Source organism: Actinoplanes sp. NPDC024001 (assembly GCF_040638955.1).
Taxonomy (GTDB): Bacteria; Actinomycetota; Actinomycetes; order Mycobacteriales; family Micromonosporaceae; genus Actinoplanes.
On sequence record NZ_JBEZZB010000037.1, the window covers coordinates 14,876 to 31,894 of the forward strand.

Consider the following 17,019-nt stretch of genomic DNA (forward strand, 5'->3'; position numbering starts at 1 on the left):
TTCCTCCGTTCTGTAGGTATTTCGGGTGTTGTGCGCCGCTACGCAGGGCGTGCCGCTGGAAAACGCCGGGACCGGCCCTGCAGCGGGCCGGTCCCGGCGGTGCAGGCGATGTCGTTACGCCGGTGTGAAGCGCCACTGCTGGTTGGTGCCGCTGTGACAGCCCCACTGCAGCAGCCGTGCACCGTCGGTGGTGGCGCCGCCGTTGACGTCGACGCACAACCCGCTCACCACGCTCTTCACGGTGTACACACCGCTCGTGCCGGTCGCCGTGGCGAGGAACTTCTGCTGATTGGTGTTGGTGCACGTGGCCTGCTGCAAGAACGCGCCCTGGGCGGTGGAGCCACCGATCACCTCGAGGCACTTGCCGCTGTGCCCGGCCTTCAGGGAGACGGCGCCCCCGCCGGCGTCGACGGCCTGCCACTTCTGGTTGGTGCCCCCGGTCGCCGTCCACTGGACCACCTGGGCGCCGTCGGCGGTGGAGGCGCCGCTGACGTCCATCAGCTTGTTGCTGTGCTGGGCGGCGACGGTCCAGGTGCGACCGGCGATGCCACCACCCTGACCGGGTACGCCGACCCCCGCACCGCCGAAGGCCATCGAGTCCAGGTCGAACCAGTTGGCCGAGCTGCCCTTGAACACCAGGTAGAGCGTGTGGCTGCCGGACAGGGCGGCGACGTTGACCGCCGGTGTGGACTGATAGTTGTCCCATCCGCCCGTGCTGATCACCGGCGTGGTGGCCAGCAGGGTGCCGGTCGGCGAGCCGGCGCGCAGCTCGATCGATCCGCCTCCGCCGGGCGATGACAGCCGGTAGCTGACGTTGGTGATGCCCGACAGGCTCATCGGGGTGAACGCCACCCAGTCGTTGTTGGAGATGTCGCCGAGCCGTTTGCCGCTCTCCGCGGCGGCCTGCTCGACGACCCGCACCCCGGACTGGCTGCTGTAGTACTCGGCCTGTTTGTGCTTGGGCTGCAGGATCGCCTGCGCGTAGCCGGTGAGCGGTGCCGCACCGCCGGTGCCACCGTCGTCGGTGTAGCGGGCCCGCAGGACGTAGTACAGGTTCGCGCCGTCGGGGTGCCCGCCGAGCAGGTCGGTGGCGACGGTGCCCGAGCAACCCGGGTAGTCGGTCGTCTCGTGCTGGTGGTCGTCATGGCCGAGGGACGGGTTGACCAGGACCTTGGTGCAGTCGATGGGTGCGCCGCCCGGGTCGGAGACGGTGACCGTGTAGGAGACGCGGTCGCCGAAGTTCAGCATGCCGCCGTTCGGCGGGACAGTGATGGTGACCACCGGTGCGGTGTTCCCGACGGTGATCGGGACGTTGGCGAAGGCCGTCCTGCCCCCGCTGTCGGTGACCCTCAGCTGGGCGGTGTAATTGCCGTTGGCGGTGTACGTGTGTGACGGGTTGGCCGCCGTGGACGTGCCGCCGTCACCGAAGGTCCACTGGTACCGCAGCGTGTCGCCGGGGTCCGGGTCGGTGGTTCCGGCGCTGCTGAACTGCACGGTCAGGGGCGCGTTGCCACTGGTGGGTGTGCCGGACGCCTTCACCAGCGGTGAGCGGCCGCCCTGGATGTAGTCGATCCGGTAGAGGCCGGAGTCGTTGTTGCCGCCGCCGAAGTTCGAGCCCCACTCCAGTAGGTACAGCGAGCCGTCGGGGCCGAACTCCATGTCCATCGGCTTGTTGAAGTTGCCCGCCGGCATGAAGGGGTTGGTGCGGGTCACCGCCGTCGCGGAGTCGAAGTGCACCTCCTTGATCCAGTTGCGGGTCCACTCGCCGAGGAAGTGCACGCCGTCGTAGTACGGCGGGAACTTCGTCGTGGACGGGTTCGCGGCGTTGTAGCGGTAGACCGGCCCGCCCATCGGACCCGACCCGCCGGAGCCGAGCTCGGGGAATGTCGGCGAGACGCCGTAGCCGTACCAGATGTTCGGTGCGACGACCGGCTTGAGGCTGGTCAGGCCGGTGTTGTTGGGCGAGTTGTTGACCGGCGCGCTGCAGTTGAACTTGGCGCCGACGGCGCCGGTGTCCGGGTTGTACGGCGCGTACGGCTGGTTGTTGCCGTGGCAGAACGGCCATCCGTAGTTGCCCGGCGCCTTGATGACGTTGAGCTCGACGAGTCCCTCGGGACCGCGGTTGGTCGTGGCGCCGCTGCGGTCGGGGCCGTAGTCGGCCAGGTAGACCCAGCCGTTGGACGGGTCGATCGAGAAGCGGAACGGGTTGCGGAAGCCCATCGCGTAGACCTCGGGACGGGTCTGCGCCGTGCCCTGCGGGTAGAGGTTGCCGGCCGGGATGGTGTAGCCGCCGCCGGCCGAGGGCCGGATCCGCAGCAGCTTGCCGCGCAGGTCGTTGGTGTTGCCGGCGGAGCGGGCGGCGTCGAGGTACGACCTGCCGGACCGCCAGTCCAGCGGCGCGTAACCCTGCCAGGCCGGGTCGAGGTTGGGCGGGGTGTCGTCACCGGTGCCGATGTAGAGGTTCCCGTCGGGCCCGAACTCGAGGTATCCGCCGGTGTGCCCCGGCTCGGGGTGGGTCCGGCTGCGGTACGCCGGGATGTCGATGATCGTGACCCCGCTGGACATGTCGAGGGTGTCGCCGGTGAGGGTGTAGCGGGACACCCGGTTGATGTCCGTCGTGCTGCTGGCCGGCGAGTGGTAGAGGTACACGTAGCCGTTGCCGGCGAAGTTCGGGTCGAGGGCCAGGCCGGTGAGGCCGTCCTCGCCGCCGGTGTAGACGCTCAGCGTGCCGGCCGTGACCGTACTGTTCGTGGCGGGCTTGAAGATCTTGACCTGGCCGGCCCGCTGGGCGTAGAACACTCGGCCGTCCGGTGCGACGGCGAGCGCCATCGGGTCGGCGGTGTTGTCGTCGAGTGTGCGCTTCTCGAAGTTGCTCCAGACGGTGCCGCCGCAGTCTCCGGGCTCGTTGCCGGCGGCCCACTTGACGCCGCCGAGGACGTGGTTGCGGAAGTGCGCCTCGCTGTAGGAGGCGATCGCGTGACCCATGCCGGTGGCCCAGACCCGGCCGCCGCCGGCGTTACGGCACCAGGAGATCGGGTGGTCGTTGCCCATCGCGCGCGGGCCGGGGTTGTAGGTCCGCTCGTCGGCGGTTGCCAGGACGTGCACCTTGCCGCGCGGGTTAGTGTCGAAGTTGTACCACTCCTCGGCGCGGTTCCACCGGTCCGGGAGCGCCGCCGTCGACGGATGCCTCTTGTCCGCGACGATCGCGGTGCCGGACAGGACACCGGGGGAGTGCTCGGGCATGTGCGCGCCCCCGTTGACGGTCTCGTCCCACCACGGGTATTCGTTCTCGATGCCCATGTCCGTGGCGTTGTGGACGGCGACGATGCCCTTTCCGCCGGCGAGGAAGCCCTCCACGGCCTGACGCTGCGCCGCCGTCGTCCACACCATGCCCGATGTCTGGAACATGATCAGAACGTCGAAGGTGGCGAGGTTGGCCGGGGTGAAGACGCCGGCGTCCTCGGTCTGGACCACCTCGAAGTTCTCGGCGGCCGCCTGCTCGCGGAACATCTGGATGCCCGCGGGGATCGAGTCGTGCCGGAAACCGGCCGTTTTGGTGAAGAGCAGGGCGCGGAAAGCCGGCGCTGCTGACGCCGGGCGGACGATCGCGAGCGACAGCAACAGGCCCGCGATGGCTCCGAAGATGATGGTGGTGCGACGCATTCCGTCTCCTAATCGGCGGTCACGATGCCGACCACGGGCACGTGCCGGCGGCACCGTCCTCGTCGAGGGCGGCGTCGCCGTAGGTGCCATGGGTCGCCGTGCCGTCCGCCGTGACGGCAAGCAGGATCCTTCGGGAAGTAACGCATTGTCACATCTGGCGCTACTTCATCCCGTGGTCTGCTCGGCAGCATGCGACCGCGCATCGCCCGATGTCAATGCGACTCGTTAGCGCCTGTTTCGTAACAAGTTTTCCCGCGTCCCGATTCGCTGATCGTGGGTTTGGAGCGCTCCCAGCAGGCATTGCCAACGTCCGAAGTGGCCCTTAAGGTCGGGAGCGAGCCGAACGTATGACGAATGATGACTTCGTTCGCCGTGCCGATCCGGGCGGAGAGCCCACGCTTCGGCGTCCGGGACTGCTCATGTCGTCAACTACGCACCGTAGGGGTTTTGATGTCGGAGCCGCTGCTCACGCTCCGGGGCATCGGTAAGTCGTTCCTCGGCGTGCGAGTGCTCGAGGGTGTCGACCTCGAGGTCCGGCCGGGCGAGGTGCACGCCGTCGTGGGGGAGAACGGCGCCGGCAAGTCCACCCTCATGAAGATCGTGTCCGGGGTGTACCCACCCGACGAGGGCACCATCGAGTTCGCCGGTGCCCAGCTGCTCCTCTCCGGCCCGCGGGATGCCCAGCGGGCCGGCATCGGCATCGTCCATCAGGAGTTCAACCTGCTGCCGGAGCGCAGCGTCGCGGAGAACGTGTTCCTGGGCCGGGAGCCCCGGCGGCGCGGGCTCGTCGACCGTCGGACGATGCTGCACCGCACCGCGACGCTGCTCGCGTCCGTCGGGGAGGGCTCGCTGCCACCCGGCACCCGCGTCGGACGACTCGGTGTGGCCCAGCAGCAGGTCGTCGAAATCGTCAAGGCGCTGGCTCTCGACGCTCGGCTGATCATCATGGACGAGCCCACCGCGGCCCTGGCCGACCATGAGGTCGGCCAGCTCCGCGCTCTCGTCCGGCGGTTGCAACAGCACCAGATCGGCGTTCTCTACGTATCCCACCGGCTCGCCGAGGTCTTCGACCTGTCCAGCCGGATCACCGTACTGAAGGACGGCCGCCGGGTGACCACGGAGAACACCGCCGAGATCAGCGCGGACCGGTTGGTGCGGCACATGGTCGGGCGCGACCTGTCCCGCTACTACCCCGAGCGCGCGGCTCCCGGCGAAGTCGGCCCGGTCCGGCTGGCGGTCCGTGACGGCGGCAACCGGAAACTGCGAGCCATCAACCTCCAGCTGCGCGCCGGCGAGGTGCTCGGCGTCGGCGGGCTGCGCGGCGCCGGCCGGTCCGCGCTGGCCCGATCGCTGTTCGGGGCCGCACCATTCACCACCGGCGCGGTGACGATCGACGGCGAACCCGTGCGGTTGCGGTCGCCGCGCGCCGCGATGCGAGCCGGGATCGCGTACGTCACCGAGGACCGCAAGGGTGAGGGCATCGTCGCCGGCCAGTCGGTGCTCGACAACGTGCTGCTGGCCAGTCGCGCCGTCGATCCGGGCTGGACCGGCCGCCGTGCCCGCGCGGCCCGGATCCGCGACCTGCTCGCGGCTGTCGAGCTGCGCGCCATGGGAGAGGACCAGGACATCCGTTTCCTGTCCGGCGGCAACCAGCAGAAGGTCGTGCTTGCGAGGTGGCTCGCGCTCGGCCCACGGATCCTGCTCTTCGACGAGCCGACCCGGGGCATCGACGTGGGCTCCAAAGCGGCCGTCCACGACCTCGTCCGCCGGCTCGCCCGCGACGGCGCAGCTGTGCTGATGGTCTCGTCCGAACTGCCCGAGCTGCTGGGCCTGAGCGACCGGATCATCGTCATGCGCGACGGCCGGATCGCCGGCGAACTGCCCGCCGGGGCGAGTGAGGAGGACGTCGTCGCGCTGGCCGTCGGCGCCACGCGGGAGGCGGTCGGATGAGCAGCGCGCTGTCCATGCCGGCCCGGCGCGCCTCGCCGGGAGTGTTCGCGGCGCTGGCCCTCACCCTGGCGATCGGCTGGCTGGTGGTCACGATCGACGGTGGCGAGTTGTTCAGCGTGCCGACCACGGTGAGCCTGCTGCACGTGGCGGCCGGCCTGGGGCTGGTCGCGGTGGGACAGACCCTGGTCGTCATCGGTGGATCGCTCGATCTGTCGGTGGCGTACGTGATCAGCCTCAGCACCCTGGTCGCGGCCGAGACCATGCGTGGTGACGACGCGGCACTGCTCCCCGGGGCCGGTCTGGCACTCGCGGTCAGTGCCGGTGTCGGCCTGTGCAACGGTCTGCTCGTCACCAAGGCCAGGATCAATCCGTTCATCGCGACCGTCGGTGTCGGACTGCTGCTCAAGGGCTACCTGGACAACGGCTACGACGGCCCGGCCGGCACGACCGCGCCCGCTCTCGTGCAGACCCTCGGTTACCAGCGGATCGGGCCGGTGCCACTGTCGTTCCTCCTGCTGCTCGGCGTCGCGGGCGCAGCCTGGTTCGCGCTGGCGCGTACCCGCTTCGGTCACCACCTGATCGCCGTCGGCGGTGACCCGGAGGTCGCCAGGCTCTCCGGGGTGCGCAACACCCGGATCCTCGTCACCGCGCACGTACTCTGCTCGCTCTGCGCCGGCCTCGCCGGCATCTACCTCGCCGCCCGGCTCGGCTCGGGTGCTCCCCGGGTGGGCACCGAAGGCCTGTACGACCTGGAGTCGATCGCCGCGGTGGTTCTCGGCGGCACCGCCCTGGCCGGGGGGATCGGCGGGGTCGCCGGCACTGTCGGCGGGGTGCTGCTGCTCGCCGGGATCGACGCGATCTTCAACCAGCTCGAGGTCGACGCGTTCTTCAAGCAGGTCATCCGTGGCGTGATCATCATTGCGGCGGTCGCCGTCTACGCCCGGCGGCACCGGGAAGGACGGCGTGCCGGCCATGCGGATCGCTGAGCGTCGCCCGCTTGCGCTGCGGCTACCGCGAGTCCGCGCGGGCAGCCTGATGCCGATCGTCGTGCTCCTCGCGGTGCTGCTCGTACTGGTCGCGGTGCGTCAGCCCAGCTTCCTCACCCCACCGTCGCTGATGTCCTTCCTCGGCCGTTCCACACCGATCATCCTGCTCGCCGCCGGTCAGTACTTCGTGATCGTCTCCGGCGAGTTCGATCTCTCCGTCGGCTCCCTGGTCACCGCCCAGGTCGTCGTGGCGGCCCGGCTCATCGACAACGACCCGTCGCGTACGTGGCCGGTGGTGGCACTGCTGCTCGCCTTCGGCGTGGTCGTCGGCCTCATCAACGGTCTGGTCACCACCCGGCTGCGGGTGCCGTCGTTCATCAGCACTCTCGGCATGCTGCTGATCCTGGTCGGCGCCGTCTACCTGTGGTCCGACGGCGCCCCGAAAGGCGGGCTCTCGGAGGAGTTCCGCCGATTCGGCCGGCGAGCGTTCGAGGACGTGCCCGCGCTGGGCCGGGTGCCGTACGCGCTGCTCGTCCTGCTGGCCGTGGCCACGCTGGCCGTGCTGCTGAGCCGTAGCGACTTCGGTCGCACCCTGGCGGCCGTCGGCGGCAACCCGCGGACCGCCGAACTGAGCGGTGTCCGGGTGTGGCGTGCCAAGACCATCGCGTTCGTCCTCAGCGGCCTCGCGGCGGCGCTCGCGGCGATCCTGCTCGGCGGGTACAGCGGCGTCTCGTTCCAGGCAGGCGCCGGCCTCGAGTTCGCCGCGATCACGGCGGTGGTCCTCGGTGGCGTCGCCCTCGGCGGTGGCCGCGGCTCGGTGGCCGGCGCGATGCTCGGCGCGCTGACCCTGGAGACGCTGTTCGCCCTGCTCAATCTCTACGGCGTCGCCGGCGCCCTCAAGTCCACCGTCCAGGGCGCGATCATCCTGCTCGCTGTGGCGGTCTCGTCCGTTCGTCCCACATCGAGGTAAGGGGATTCCGTGCGACGCACCATCACCGTCGTAGCCGCGGGAGCACTGCTGATGCTCCCCGGCTGTGCCACCGATGAACCGAGCGCCACGTCATCGGCCGCCGCCACCGGGGCCACCGGCTCCGGCACCGGCGAGCAGTCCAAGTTCTTCGTGCAGGCGGACTACGACAGGGAGCTCGCACTGCTGGAAGCGGCGCCCACCGGGCCGGCCGGCAAGCCGTGGGAGCAGGCGCTCCAACCGAAGATGGTGGACACCGCGAAGTTCAAGAAGACCGGACCGCACAAGATCTGCTTCTCCAACGCCGGGTTGAACAACCCTTGGCGGCAGGTGGGCTTCAAGACCATGCAGGCCGAGGTCGAGGCGCAGCGGGGCCGGATCGAGGACTTCGTTCACATCGACGCCGAGGGCAAGGACCAGAAACAGATCGCCGACATCAACGACCTGCTCGGCAAGGGCTGTGACGCGCTCATCGTCTCACCGAACACCACCGCCACGCTCACCCCGGCCGTGGCCACCGCCTGCGAGAAGGGCCTGCCGGTCATCGTCTTCGACCGGGGCGTCGACACCACCTGCCCGGTGACCTTCATCAATCCGATCGGCGGCTACGGCTTCGGTCATGTCGCCGCGGAGTTCGTCAGCGGCAAGATGAAGCCGGGCGGCAAGGTGCTCGCCCTGCGGATCCTGCCCGGCGTCGACGTCCTGGAGACCCGCTGGTCGGCCGCGAAGGTCGCCTTCGACAAGGCGGGTGTCAACGTGGTCGGCGTCGAGTTCACCGACGGCGACCCGGCCAAGACCAAGAAGATCGTCAACGACTACCTGCAGCGGTACGGCACGATCGACGGCGTCTGGATGGACGCGGGAGCGGTAGCCGTCGCGGCGGCCGAGGCGTTCCTGGACGCCGGGCAGCCCGTGCCTCCGATCAACGGCGAGGACCAGCTCGATTTCCTCCAGCTGTGGAAGGACAAGAAACTCACCGCGATCGCGCCGACCTATCCGACGTATCAGTGGCGTACCCCCGTCATCGCCGCATTGGCGATCCTGGACGGCAAGCAGGTGCCGAGCCCGTGGAAGCTCCCGCAGCCCACCATCAGCCAGGACACCCTCGATCAGTACGCCGATCCGGACATGCCCCCGCTGCACTACGCGATGTGCGGGTGCACCGACCTGCCCGGCTACCCGGACCGCTGGAAGTAGCCGCGTGCGCGCCATCGGTGTCAACCCATGGGTGTGGACCTCACCGGTCGACGACGCGGCCCTGGCCGAGCTGATCCCGCGGATCGCCGGATTCGGCTTCGACACGGTCGAGTTGCCGGTCGAGCGACTCGGCGACTGGGATCCGGCTCGCACCCGGGATCTGCTGGCGGCGTACGGCCTGACCGTGGCCGGCGTCTGCGCGGTCACCTCGCCCGGACGTGATCTCGTCAATGCCTCGCCGGAGACGGTTGCCTCCACCGCGGCGTACCTGAAGTCCTGCGTCGACCATGCCGCGGCAGTCGGCGCTGCCTGTGTCGGTGGACCGGTCTACGCCGCGGTCGGACGGACCTGGCACATGTCCGCGGCGGCTCGCACAACCTGCTATGCCGACGTGCGCCGCGCCCTGCGACCCGTGGCCGACCACGCGGGGGAGCGGGGGGTCAGCATCGGCGTGGAAGCCCTCAACCGTTACGAGACGAGCGTCGTCAACACCGTGGAACAGGCGGTGGAGATGATCGACGGCCTGCCGCCGAGCGTCGGACTCATGATCGACACGTACCACATGAACATCGAGGAGGCCGATCCCTGCGCGGCTCTGGCGCTCGCCGGCCCGTACATCAAGCACGTCCAGGTGAGCGGCACGAACCGCGGTACCCCCGGCAGGGACCACTTCGACTGGCCCCGATTCCTCACCGCGCTGGCCGCGACCGGCTACCGGGGCCCCCTGTGCATCGAGTCGTTCACGGCGGGCAACGAGGCCATCGCCACCGCCGCGGCCATCTGGCGACCGCTCGCCCCGTCGCAGGACGCCCTCGCTCGTGACGGCCTGTCCTTCCTGCGTGTCGCCCTGCGAGGAATCGACGTGGGTCAGGAGGCCCCGGACCGCGGACCGCCGGCTCGCAGCCGGCCGGCGCCCGAATGAAGTCACCCGACGCCGGCCACCGCATCCGCCGATGCATTTATGAATGCGTTCATCAGCGGGCTCACGAACCGCCATTCCGGGCCGCATTCCGACGAAGCGCCACACCGTAATCGGCGATGTCTTCGCCGGTGCCGGCAGGTGGCGAAACTCCACCATTGGGGGGGGGGTCGCATCACCGTGACCGACGAGCGGAGCCTGGTCGTCGCCGCGGAGGCCGGTGACCGCAGGGCGCTCGACGATCTGGCCAGAGTCAGCCTGCCACTGGTGTACACCATCGCCCGCAGGGCCTTGGGCGGGCTCCCGGACGTCGACGACGTCGTGCAGGACACCATGTTGCGGGCGGTGCGGGACCTGCGCAGCCTGCGCACCCCGGAGAGCTTCCGGCCATGGCTGGCGGCGATCGCGACACGCCAGGTCAGCAGTCATCTCCATCGGCGGCAGGTCGACGCTGAGCGTGCCGTACCTCTCGAGGAGATGACGGATCCGCCGCACGCCGATGCCGAGAGCCTGGTCCTCGCGTGCGTGGAGCTGACGCAGGGCCACCGGCAGGTCATGCGCGCCAGTCGGTGGCTCGATCGGAGCGACCGGGTAGTGCTGTCGTTGTGGTGGCTGGAGGCGGCGGGCCGGCTGACCAGGGCCGAAGTGGCGGAGACGCTGGCGACGAGCGTCGCACACGCCGGCGTGCGCCTGCAGCGGATGCGCAGCCAGCTGGATCTCTGCCGGTCACTGGTCGTCACCCTGGACGCGAGTCCACGATGCGCGCAACTGGCGGTCGCTCTGGACGGCTGGGGCGGGCGTCCGAGCACGCTGTGGCGAAAGCGCATCGTGCGGCACATCCGATGCTGTTCCGTCTGTGCTCAGGCCGCCGGTGGGCTGAGCCCGCTCGAACGGCTGACTGCCTGTCTCGCCCTGTTCCCCGTCTCGCCGGCGCTGCTTGCGGCGGCGCGACGACCGTCCGGACACCACTTCCGATAACAGAAATCCTTCATGATTTTTTCGCGTCTACTCCTAAATCTAAAAAGGGCCGTCAAGGGGCCTTCGAATACCGTTAACCATTGATGAAAGTCGCTTGATTAAGTTGCTGGAGCCTGGCAATGTCGGTGAAGTCAACGCAGTTTCCTGAGGTGCCGGCTACTTATTCGACCTTTGCTGTCCGAGGGCCGGGGGTGCGCGGCTTCCGGGCCGCGACGGCAGCGGCATGACGCCGACATGCATCGCTGCCCGAGCGATCCGGAAGAGGCTGGCGCGGAGCGGGCAAGCTCCGCGCCAGCCCAGCGGACGACCCGCATCGGCTCATCCGGGATCACCGTCCGTGAACGCAGAACGAACATGTCCGAGGTGACACGAAGGCGACTGCCCACCGCAGGCGCCGCCAGAGCCGGTGCGGCGCTGCTGCCGGCCGCGGACCAGTGGGGACCGGCGCGGGATCTGACCTGCGCCACCACGTGAGCCCGGAAGGAAGCCCCATGCGTACGAGCATCTGGTTGATGGGTGCGCGCGGCTCGGTCGCGACCGCCGGCGTCGTCGGCGCGCTCGCCCTGCGAGCGGGACCGGCCGCACCTACGGCCCGGCAGCGAGTCACCGCGACGCAGGTCAAGGATCTGCTGCTGGAACTGGCCGCGTTGCGGCCGGCGGGGGCACAGCCGTGACCGTCACCGTGGCGGCGACCGACGTGAACGCCCTGCGGGCCCGCGTCGACGAGGCGCTGGCCGCCTTCTTCGACCGGCAGGATCAGCGCCGTCCGGACGGCGCGCCGCTCGACCTCGTCAGTACGCTGCACCGTTTCGTGCTGACCGGCGGCAAACGGCTGCGCCCGCTCTTCTGTTATTGGGGCTGGCGGTGTGCGGGCGGGGCGGACGGCCCGCCGATCGTGGCCGCCGCCGCCGCGCTGGAACTGTTCCACGCGTTCGCGCTGATCCATGACGACATCCTGGACGGCAGCGATCACCGCCGGGGCCGGCCCTCGGTGCACCGCACCTTCGCCGAGCTGCACGCCCGGTCCGGCTGGGCGGGCGATCCCGAGGCGTACGGCCGGAACGCCGCCCTGCTGTGTGGCGATCTGTGCGCCGCCTGGGCGGATGAGATGTTCCACGAGTGCGGGCTGGGCGCCGACGCGGTGCACCGGGGACGCAGCGTCTTCGCGGCGATGCGCGCCGAGGCGATCGCGGGGGAGTACCTGGACCTGGGGTCCCGGAACGGGGACAGCTCGCTGGCCGGTGCGCTTACCGTGATCCGGATGAAGGGCGCCCGCTACACGGTCACCCGGCCGCTGCAGATCGGGGCGGCCCTGGCTGGCGCGGCGCCGGAGCTGATCACCGCGCTGTTCGAGTTCGGAGACCCACTGGGAGAGGCGTTCCAGCTCCGCGACGACGTGCTGGGCGTCTTCGGTGACCCGGCGCTGACCGGCAAGTCCGTCGTCGACGACCTGCGCGAGGGCAAGCCGACCGTGCTGATGGCGCTGGTGCGCGACGCCGCCGACCGCGGGCAGTCGGCACGGTTGCGGCACCTGTTCGGCAATCCCGCGCTGAACGCTGAGGGCGCCGCCGAACTGCGCGAGATCATCGAGAACACCGGCGCCCGGGAGAAGATCGAGCAGATGATCCGGGTACGCGCCGACACCGCGCGGGCCGTACTCGCGGCCGCCCCGATGGCCGCGGAGAGCCGCGTCGCGCTGGCTGAGCTGATCGACCGGGCGGTGCGACGCCGGCGGTGATCGCCGGGTGTGGTCAGGCGGATCCGCGCCGTACCAGTCGGGTGGGCAGGATGATGGATGAGGGCTGCTGTCCGGCGAGCACCGCGACGAGCATGCGAGCCGCCTCCTTCCCGAGGTCCTGGACGGACTGGTGGACGGTGGTCAGCGGGGGATCGGTGCGTTCGGCGATGCCGAGGTCGTCGAAGCCCACCACGGCGACGTCAGCCGGTACCGACCGCCCGGCCTCGGCCAGCGCTCGTAGGGCCCCGGCTGCCAGATTGTCGCTGGCGGCGAACACGGCGTCGAGGTCCGGGTGGGAGTCGAGCAGGGCTCTCATCGCCTCGGCGCCGCTGTTCTCGGTGAAGTCGCCCTCCGCCGTACCGTGCGGGGCCAGCCCGGCGATGATCATGGCCTCGCGGTAGCCGCGGTAGCGGGCCTTGCCGGCCTCGGTGGCCAGCTGGCCGGTGATGGTGGCGATCCGGGTCCGGCCGAGTCGGACGAGATGTTCGGTCGCGAGCCTGGCCCCGCCGACGTTGTCGGAGTCGACGAACCATTGCGGCTCGAAGTGCAGCGGCCGGCCGACATGGACCGTGGGCAGACCGGATCGGTCGATGATGTCGGTCAGTGGTTCGTCGCCGTGCAGAGCCATCAGCATGATGCCGTCCACGCCGCGGGTGCGCAGCAGGTTCGTCAGCCGGGCCCGGCCCCGGTGGGAACTGGCGAGGCACAGCAGCAGGTGCAGTTCGGTCTCCTCGAGCATCGCGGACACACCGACGATGACCTGGGCGAAGAACGGATCGGCGAACAACTCCGGGTTGTCGTGCGGAACGACGAGCGTGACGATGCCGGTCTGCTGGGTGGCCAGGGCGCGGGCGGTGCGGTTGGGCTGGTAGCCCAACTCCTTGATCGCTTTTTCGACGGCGTTGCGGGTGGCGCGACTGACGTGCGGCGCGTTGTTGATCACGCGAGACGCCGCGGAACGCGAGACACCGGCCCGCTCGGCCACCTCGTCGAGAGTGGGCTGCCGCCGCGGGGACACTGCCATCTTGATGCCGGGTCCTTCCTGTCCGACGCCGGGCCGGCCGCCCCGGGTGGGACCGTCTTGGCGGAGCCGCCGGTCGATCGTACCGATGGTGACGACCATTGGCGGCGTTGGCCTCCGTCGATGACTCCAGCTCTGGGAGCGGTCCCGGAAACTGTCCGAGCAACCGCGTGGCTTCCGGTGGAGGAAGCTGTCGTGACTCTTGACATTACGTGGTCAGGAGCCGAGCATCGATCGACATACGCACATGTCTAAATCTGGAAGCGCTTCCAGTTTTGGATGGTGCTCGCACCTGGTGGCCGCCCCCGTCACCCCACCCCGTCGCCGCTGCTCGCCGCTCCGGGCGCCACCGCCCCGAAACGGCTCAGCACCGCGGCCGACGCTTCCCCGCTAGGAGACACGTCGATGAAACGACCGATCCGCTCCCGGATCCTCGCCGCGCTGGCCTTGGTGGTCCCCGCCGTCCTGCTCGGGGCGCAACCCGCTCACGCTGATCCGGTGAGCCAGACCAGCGGCTTCTATGTCAATCCCCAGTCCAGTCCGGCGGCGTGGGTCGCCGCCAACCCTGGCGACGGTCGGGCGGCCGCCATCCGGTCCGCGATCGCACAGAGGCCGATGGCCAGCTGGTTCGGCAACTGGAGCGGCGACATCGCGGGCGCGGTCGGCAGATATGTCGGGGCGGCGGACGCGGTCGACAAGCTTCCGTTGCTGGTGGCGTACAACATTCCCGGCCGCGACGCCTGCGGCGGCCACTCCGGCGGCGGCGCAGGCACCGTCGCTGCCTACGACGCCTGGATCGCCTCCTTCGCCGCAGCGATAGGCAACCGGCCCGCCGTGGTCGTCCTGGAACCCGACTCGCTGGGCGACTTCAACTGTATGAGCCAGTCGCAGATCAACGACCGGGTGGGGATGCTCTCGCGTGCGGTCAACCAGTTCCGCTCCAAGGCGCCCAACACCTGGGCCTACCTGGACGCGGGCAACCCCGGCTGGATCGACGCGACGACCATGGCGCAGCGCCTCAACATGGCCGGAGTGGCCCGCGCTCGTGGTTTCGCGCTCAACGTCTCGAACTACTTCCCGACCGGCGACAACACCAACTACGGCAACCGGGTCGCCGGTGAGCTGCGGCGCTACGGCTACAGCAAGCCCTTCGTGATCGACACCAGCCGTAACGGCAACGGCGCCAACGGCCAGTGGTGCAACCCCGCCGGCCGCCGGATCGGCACCCCGAGCCAGCTGGGTGGGGGCGCGGAGATGCTGCTGTGGCTCAAGACCCCCGGTGAGTCCGACGGAAACTGCGGTGTGGGCAGCGGGTCCAGCGCAGGTCAGTTCCTGCCGGAGGTCGCCTACAAGATGATCTACGGGTACTGAGGCTTCCGCGCGCCCGCGAGCCGGTGCCCCAGCCGGCTCGCGGGCCTGCGCCGCGTGCTCCCGGTCGGCGCCGACGGGCAACGAGGCATCACAACGGGCGTGGCCGGTACGCCTCGACGAGCCGGTCCATCACCGTGTCCAGCCGTTCGTCGACGCGCTGGCGTACGGGGTCCTCGAGATGCCAGGTGACGATCTCCCGTGCACCCTGCTCGAACGGCACGGTGGCGACGTAGTCCGGAACCACGTCGCGCAGCTTCGCGTTGTCGAAGATCATCGAGTGCGCCTTGTCACCCAGCAGGCCGGCGCCCCACTCCGGATCCGCCGCGGCGATCGCATCCGACGGCACGTGCACGATCCTCGGCTCCACGGCCAGCGGTTTCGCCAGGGCGTGCGCGATCTGATCCCAGGTCAGGACGTCATCGGAGGTGATGTGGAACGCGTCGCCAATCGTGCGCGGGTGACCGAGCAGGCCGATGAAGCCGCGTGCGAAGTCGGTGTGGTGGGTGAGCGTCCACAGCGACGTGCCGTCACCGTGCACGACGATCTCCTTGCCGCGCCGCATCCGGTCGAGCACGGTCCAGCCGCCGTCGAACGGCACCAGCGTGCGGTCGTAGGTGTGCGAGGGCCGGACGATGGTGGCCGGAAATCCCTCCGTGCGGTATGCCTCGGCGAGCAGCTGCTCGCAGGCGATCTTGTCGCGTGAGTACTGCCAGAACGGGTTCGACAGCGGGGTGGACTCCACGACCGGCACGCGCGCCGGCGGCGTCTGGTACGCGGATGCCGAGCTGATGAACACGTACTGCCCGGTGCGCCCGCGGAACAGATCGATGTCGGTGCGGACGTGCTGTGGAGTGAAGCCCACCCAGTCCACCACCGCGTCGAAGTCGCGGCCGTTGATGGCTGTGGCGACCGACCGAGGATCGCGGATGTCACCGCGCAACACCGTGGCGGCGGAGGGCACCGGGCGGTCGGTGCTGTGGCCGCGGTTGAGGAGGTACAGGTCGATGCCCCGCTCGACGGCGAGGTCCGCGCAGGCGGAACTGATGATCCCGCTGCCACCGATGAACAGAACCCGCATGGCGCCCATGCCTGAACGCTAGAGGATCACCGGGGCGGGTAGAAGGCGCAGCGCCGCACTCCCACCGGCGTGCGGCCGCCGGGCCCGGACGGTCAGGGCCGATAGTCGGCCGGCTCACCCGCGCGCCGGCGCTCATCACCGCGATCACCGGCTGTCCCCATAACGCGTTCGATGCGCAACGCGGGGTCGCCTGTTGGCAACGCGCCGTTGCGGGTACGGTGGTCGGCGTCACCGTCCACATGGGTTGGCAAGGCGGAGGTAGGCGTGCCGGTCACAGGCCAACGCGTCGTGCGGCGGGCGTTGGGGCGGCGATTGACGCGGCTACGCACGGCGTCCGGGATGAGCCGGCGTGATGTGGTGGAAGCGCGACTGGGCATATCGGAGCCGACGCTGCACCGCATCGAGACGGGCAAGGTGCCGGTCACCGGGGCCAACGTACGCGCGCTCTGCTGGCTCTACGGTGCGGACCAGAGCATCACCGACGCGCTTGCCGACCTCGCGCTGGGCACGTCGCAGCAGGAGTGGTGGGACGCCAGCCCGGTGATCCCCGAGTGGTTCAAGCTGTACGTCGGGCTGGAGGCGTCCGCATCCCGGCTGTTCGGGTACGACGGCGAGGTGATCCCCGGCGAGCTGCAGACCCCGGAGTATGCGCGGGCTGTCTTCGGCGCCGAGCAGCCGGCCGACACGGAGGTCGCCGAGCGCCACATCAATCTCCGCATGCAGCGGCAGAAGACGCTGTTCGCTCGCACTCCACCGGTCCGCCTCGTGACGGTGCTCGGCGAGGGAGCATTGGCCCGGCCGGTCGGCGGCGACCAGGTGATGAAGGGGCAGATCGAGCACCTACGGCGGCTGTCCCGAGAGGATACGGTCGACATTCGGGTACTGCCGTTCTCGGTCGGAGCGCACGCAGCGATGGCGGGTGCCTTCCGGATCCTGGAGTTCGATGATCCTGACGATCCCGACGTGGTCTACCTGGAGTCCCACGTCGGTGCGCTCTACCTGGAGGAGCAGGTCGAGGTCGACGAATACCGGCGGGTCTTCGATCTGATCCGCAAAGCTTCGGTACCGGTCGAAGACTTCCGAGGGACGAGCTGAGAATTGTTGTGACCCGCGCACACGAGGCACCGCGAAACCCGTGGCCGCGGGAGAAG

General features: G+C 69.7%; 13 protein-coding genes. 10 read left to right on the forward strand and 3 right to left on the reverse strand.

The genetic code is table 11. The features are described 5' to 3' along the window. Window positions 1-114: 114 nt before the first annotated feature. Complete coding sequence (locus tag AB0F81_RS16650) at window positions 115-3,663, reverse strand: ThuA domain-containing protein (RefSeq protein WP_360197623.1); 3,549 nt, start codon at window positions 3,661-3,663, stop codon at window positions 115-117. A 450-nt stretch (window positions 3,664-4,113) separates the two neighbouring features. On the opposite strand from AB0F81_RS16650, the gene AB0F81_RS16655 reads away from it, so the two are divergent. The 8 genes from AB0F81_RS16655 to AB0F81_RS16690 all read left to right on the forward strand — a co-directional run bounded on the left by AB0F81_RS16655 (window position 4,114) and on the right by AB0F81_RS16690 (window position 12,398). After that, window positions 4,114-5,613 (forward strand): sugar ABC transporter ATP-binding protein, encoded by a 1,500-nt coding sequence (locus tag AB0F81_RS16655; protein WP_360197626.1) that lies wholly within the window; start codon window positions 4,114-4,116, stop codon window positions 5,611-5,613. Next, window positions 5,610-6,599, forward strand: a complete 990-nt coding sequence (locus AB0F81_RS16660) for an ABC transporter permease (protein WP_360197629.1) — start codon at window positions 5,610-5,612, stop codon at window positions 6,597-6,599. Before AB0F81_RS16655 ends, AB0F81_RS16660 begins: the two co-directional genes overlap by 4 nt. Before the next feature lie 49 nt (window positions 6,600-6,648). Then, entirely contained in the window at window positions 6,649-7,569 is a 921-nt protein-coding gene (locus tag AB0F81_RS16665; RefSeq protein WP_360197632.1) for an ABC transporter permease, read from the forward strand. Window positions 7,570-7,578: 9 nt separating this feature from the next. Further along, on the forward strand, window positions 7,579-8,763 hold the full coding sequence (locus tag AB0F81_RS16670) for a substrate-binding domain-containing protein (RefSeq protein ID WP_360197635.1): 1,185 nt from the start codon (window positions 7,579-7,581) through the stop codon (window positions 8,761-8,763). Between the two features lie 4 nt (window positions 8,764-8,767). Then, window positions 8,768-9,685 (forward strand): sugar phosphate isomerase/epimerase family protein, encoded by a 918-nt coding sequence (locus AB0F81_RS16675; RefSeq protein WP_360197638.1) that lies wholly within the window; start codon window positions 8,768-8,770, stop codon window positions 9,683-9,685. Between the two features lie 177 nt (window positions 9,686-9,862). After that, on the forward strand, window positions 9,863-10,660 hold the full coding sequence (locus AB0F81_RS16680) for a sigma-70 family RNA polymerase sigma factor (RefSeq protein ID WP_360197641.1): 798 nt from the start codon (window positions 9,863-9,865) through the stop codon (window positions 10,658-10,660). Window positions 10,661-11,151: 491 nt separating this feature from the next. After that, a complete protein-coding gene (locus tag AB0F81_RS16685) occupies window positions 11,152-11,334 on the forward strand; it encodes a hypothetical protein (RefSeq protein WP_360197644.1) in 183 nt (60 codons plus the stop codon). Then, window positions 11,331-12,398, forward strand: a complete 1,068-nt coding sequence (locus AB0F81_RS16690) for a polyprenyl synthetase family protein (protein WP_360197647.1) — start codon at window positions 11,331-11,333, stop codon at window positions 12,396-12,398. The genes AB0F81_RS16685 and AB0F81_RS16690 overlap by 4 nt, the downstream gene beginning before the upstream one ends. A gap of 13 nt (window positions 12,399-12,411) precedes the next feature. Here the strand turns inward: AB0F81_RS16690 and AB0F81_RS16695 are convergent, their stop codons facing one another. Continuing rightward, entirely contained in the window at window positions 12,412-13,422 is a 1,011-nt protein-coding gene (locus AB0F81_RS16695) for a LacI family DNA-binding transcriptional regulator (protein ID WP_360197650.1), read from the reverse strand. Between the two features lie 402 nt (window positions 13,423-13,824). Between AB0F81_RS16695 and AB0F81_RS16700 the strand changes: the two genes are divergently transcribed. Then, on the forward strand, window positions 13,825-14,790 hold the full coding sequence (locus tag AB0F81_RS16700) for a glycoside hydrolase family 6 protein (RefSeq protein ID WP_360197653.1): 966 nt from the start codon (window positions 13,825-13,827) through the stop codon (window positions 14,788-14,790). A gap of 88 nt (window positions 14,791-14,878) precedes the next feature. Here AB0F81_RS16700 and AB0F81_RS16705 read toward each other — a convergent pair whose 3' ends face one another. Beyond that, window positions 14,879-15,877 (reverse strand): SDR family oxidoreductase, encoded by a 999-nt coding sequence (locus AB0F81_RS16705; RefSeq protein WP_360197656.1) that lies wholly within the window; start codon window positions 15,875-15,877, stop codon window positions 14,879-14,881. Between the two features lie 255 nt (window positions 15,878-16,132). Between AB0F81_RS16705 and AB0F81_RS16710 the strand changes: the two genes are divergently transcribed. After that, on the forward strand, window positions 16,133-16,963 hold the full coding sequence (locus AB0F81_RS16710; protein WP_360197659.1) for a helix-turn-helix transcriptional regulator: 831 nt from the start codon (window positions 16,133-16,135) through the stop codon (window positions 16,961-16,963). The last annotated feature ends 56 nt before the right edge of the window (window positions 16,964-17,019 follow it).

Excerpts from the sequence above, each read along its gene's own strand:
- AB0F81_RS16650 (WP_360197623.1), bottom strand. The coding sequence starts at position 3,663 with ATGCGTCGCACCACCATCATCTTCGGAGCCATCGCGGGCCTGTTGCTG.
- AB0F81_RS16655 (WP_360197626.1), top strand. The coding sequence starts at position 4,114 with ATGTCGGAGCCGCTGCTCACGCTCCGGGGCATCGGTAAGTCGTTCCTC.
- AB0F81_RS16660 (WP_360197629.1), top strand. The coding sequence starts at position 5,610 with ATGAGCAGCGCGCTGTCCATGCCGGCCCGGCGCGCCTCGCCGGGAGTG.
- AB0F81_RS16665 (WP_360197632.1), top strand. The coding sequence starts at position 6,649 with ATGCCGATCGTCGTGCTCCTCGCGGTGCTGCTCGTACTGGTCGCGGTG.
- AB0F81_RS16685 (WP_360197644.1), top strand. The coding sequence starts at position 11,152 with ATGCGTACGAGCATCTGGTTGATGGGTGCGCGCGGCTCGGTCGCGACC.
- AB0F81_RS16695 (WP_360197650.1), bottom strand. The coding sequence starts at position 13,422 with ATGGCAGTGTCCCCGCGGCGGCAGCCCACTCTCGACGAGGTGGCCGAG.
- AB0F81_RS16700 (WP_360197653.1), top strand. The coding sequence starts at position 13,825 with ATGAAACGACCGATCCGCTCCCGGATCCTCGCCGCGCTGGCCTTGGTG.
- AB0F81_RS16705 (WP_360197656.1), bottom strand. The coding sequence starts at position 15,877 with ATGGGCGCCATGCGGGTTCTGTTCATCGGTGGCAGCGGGATCATCAGT.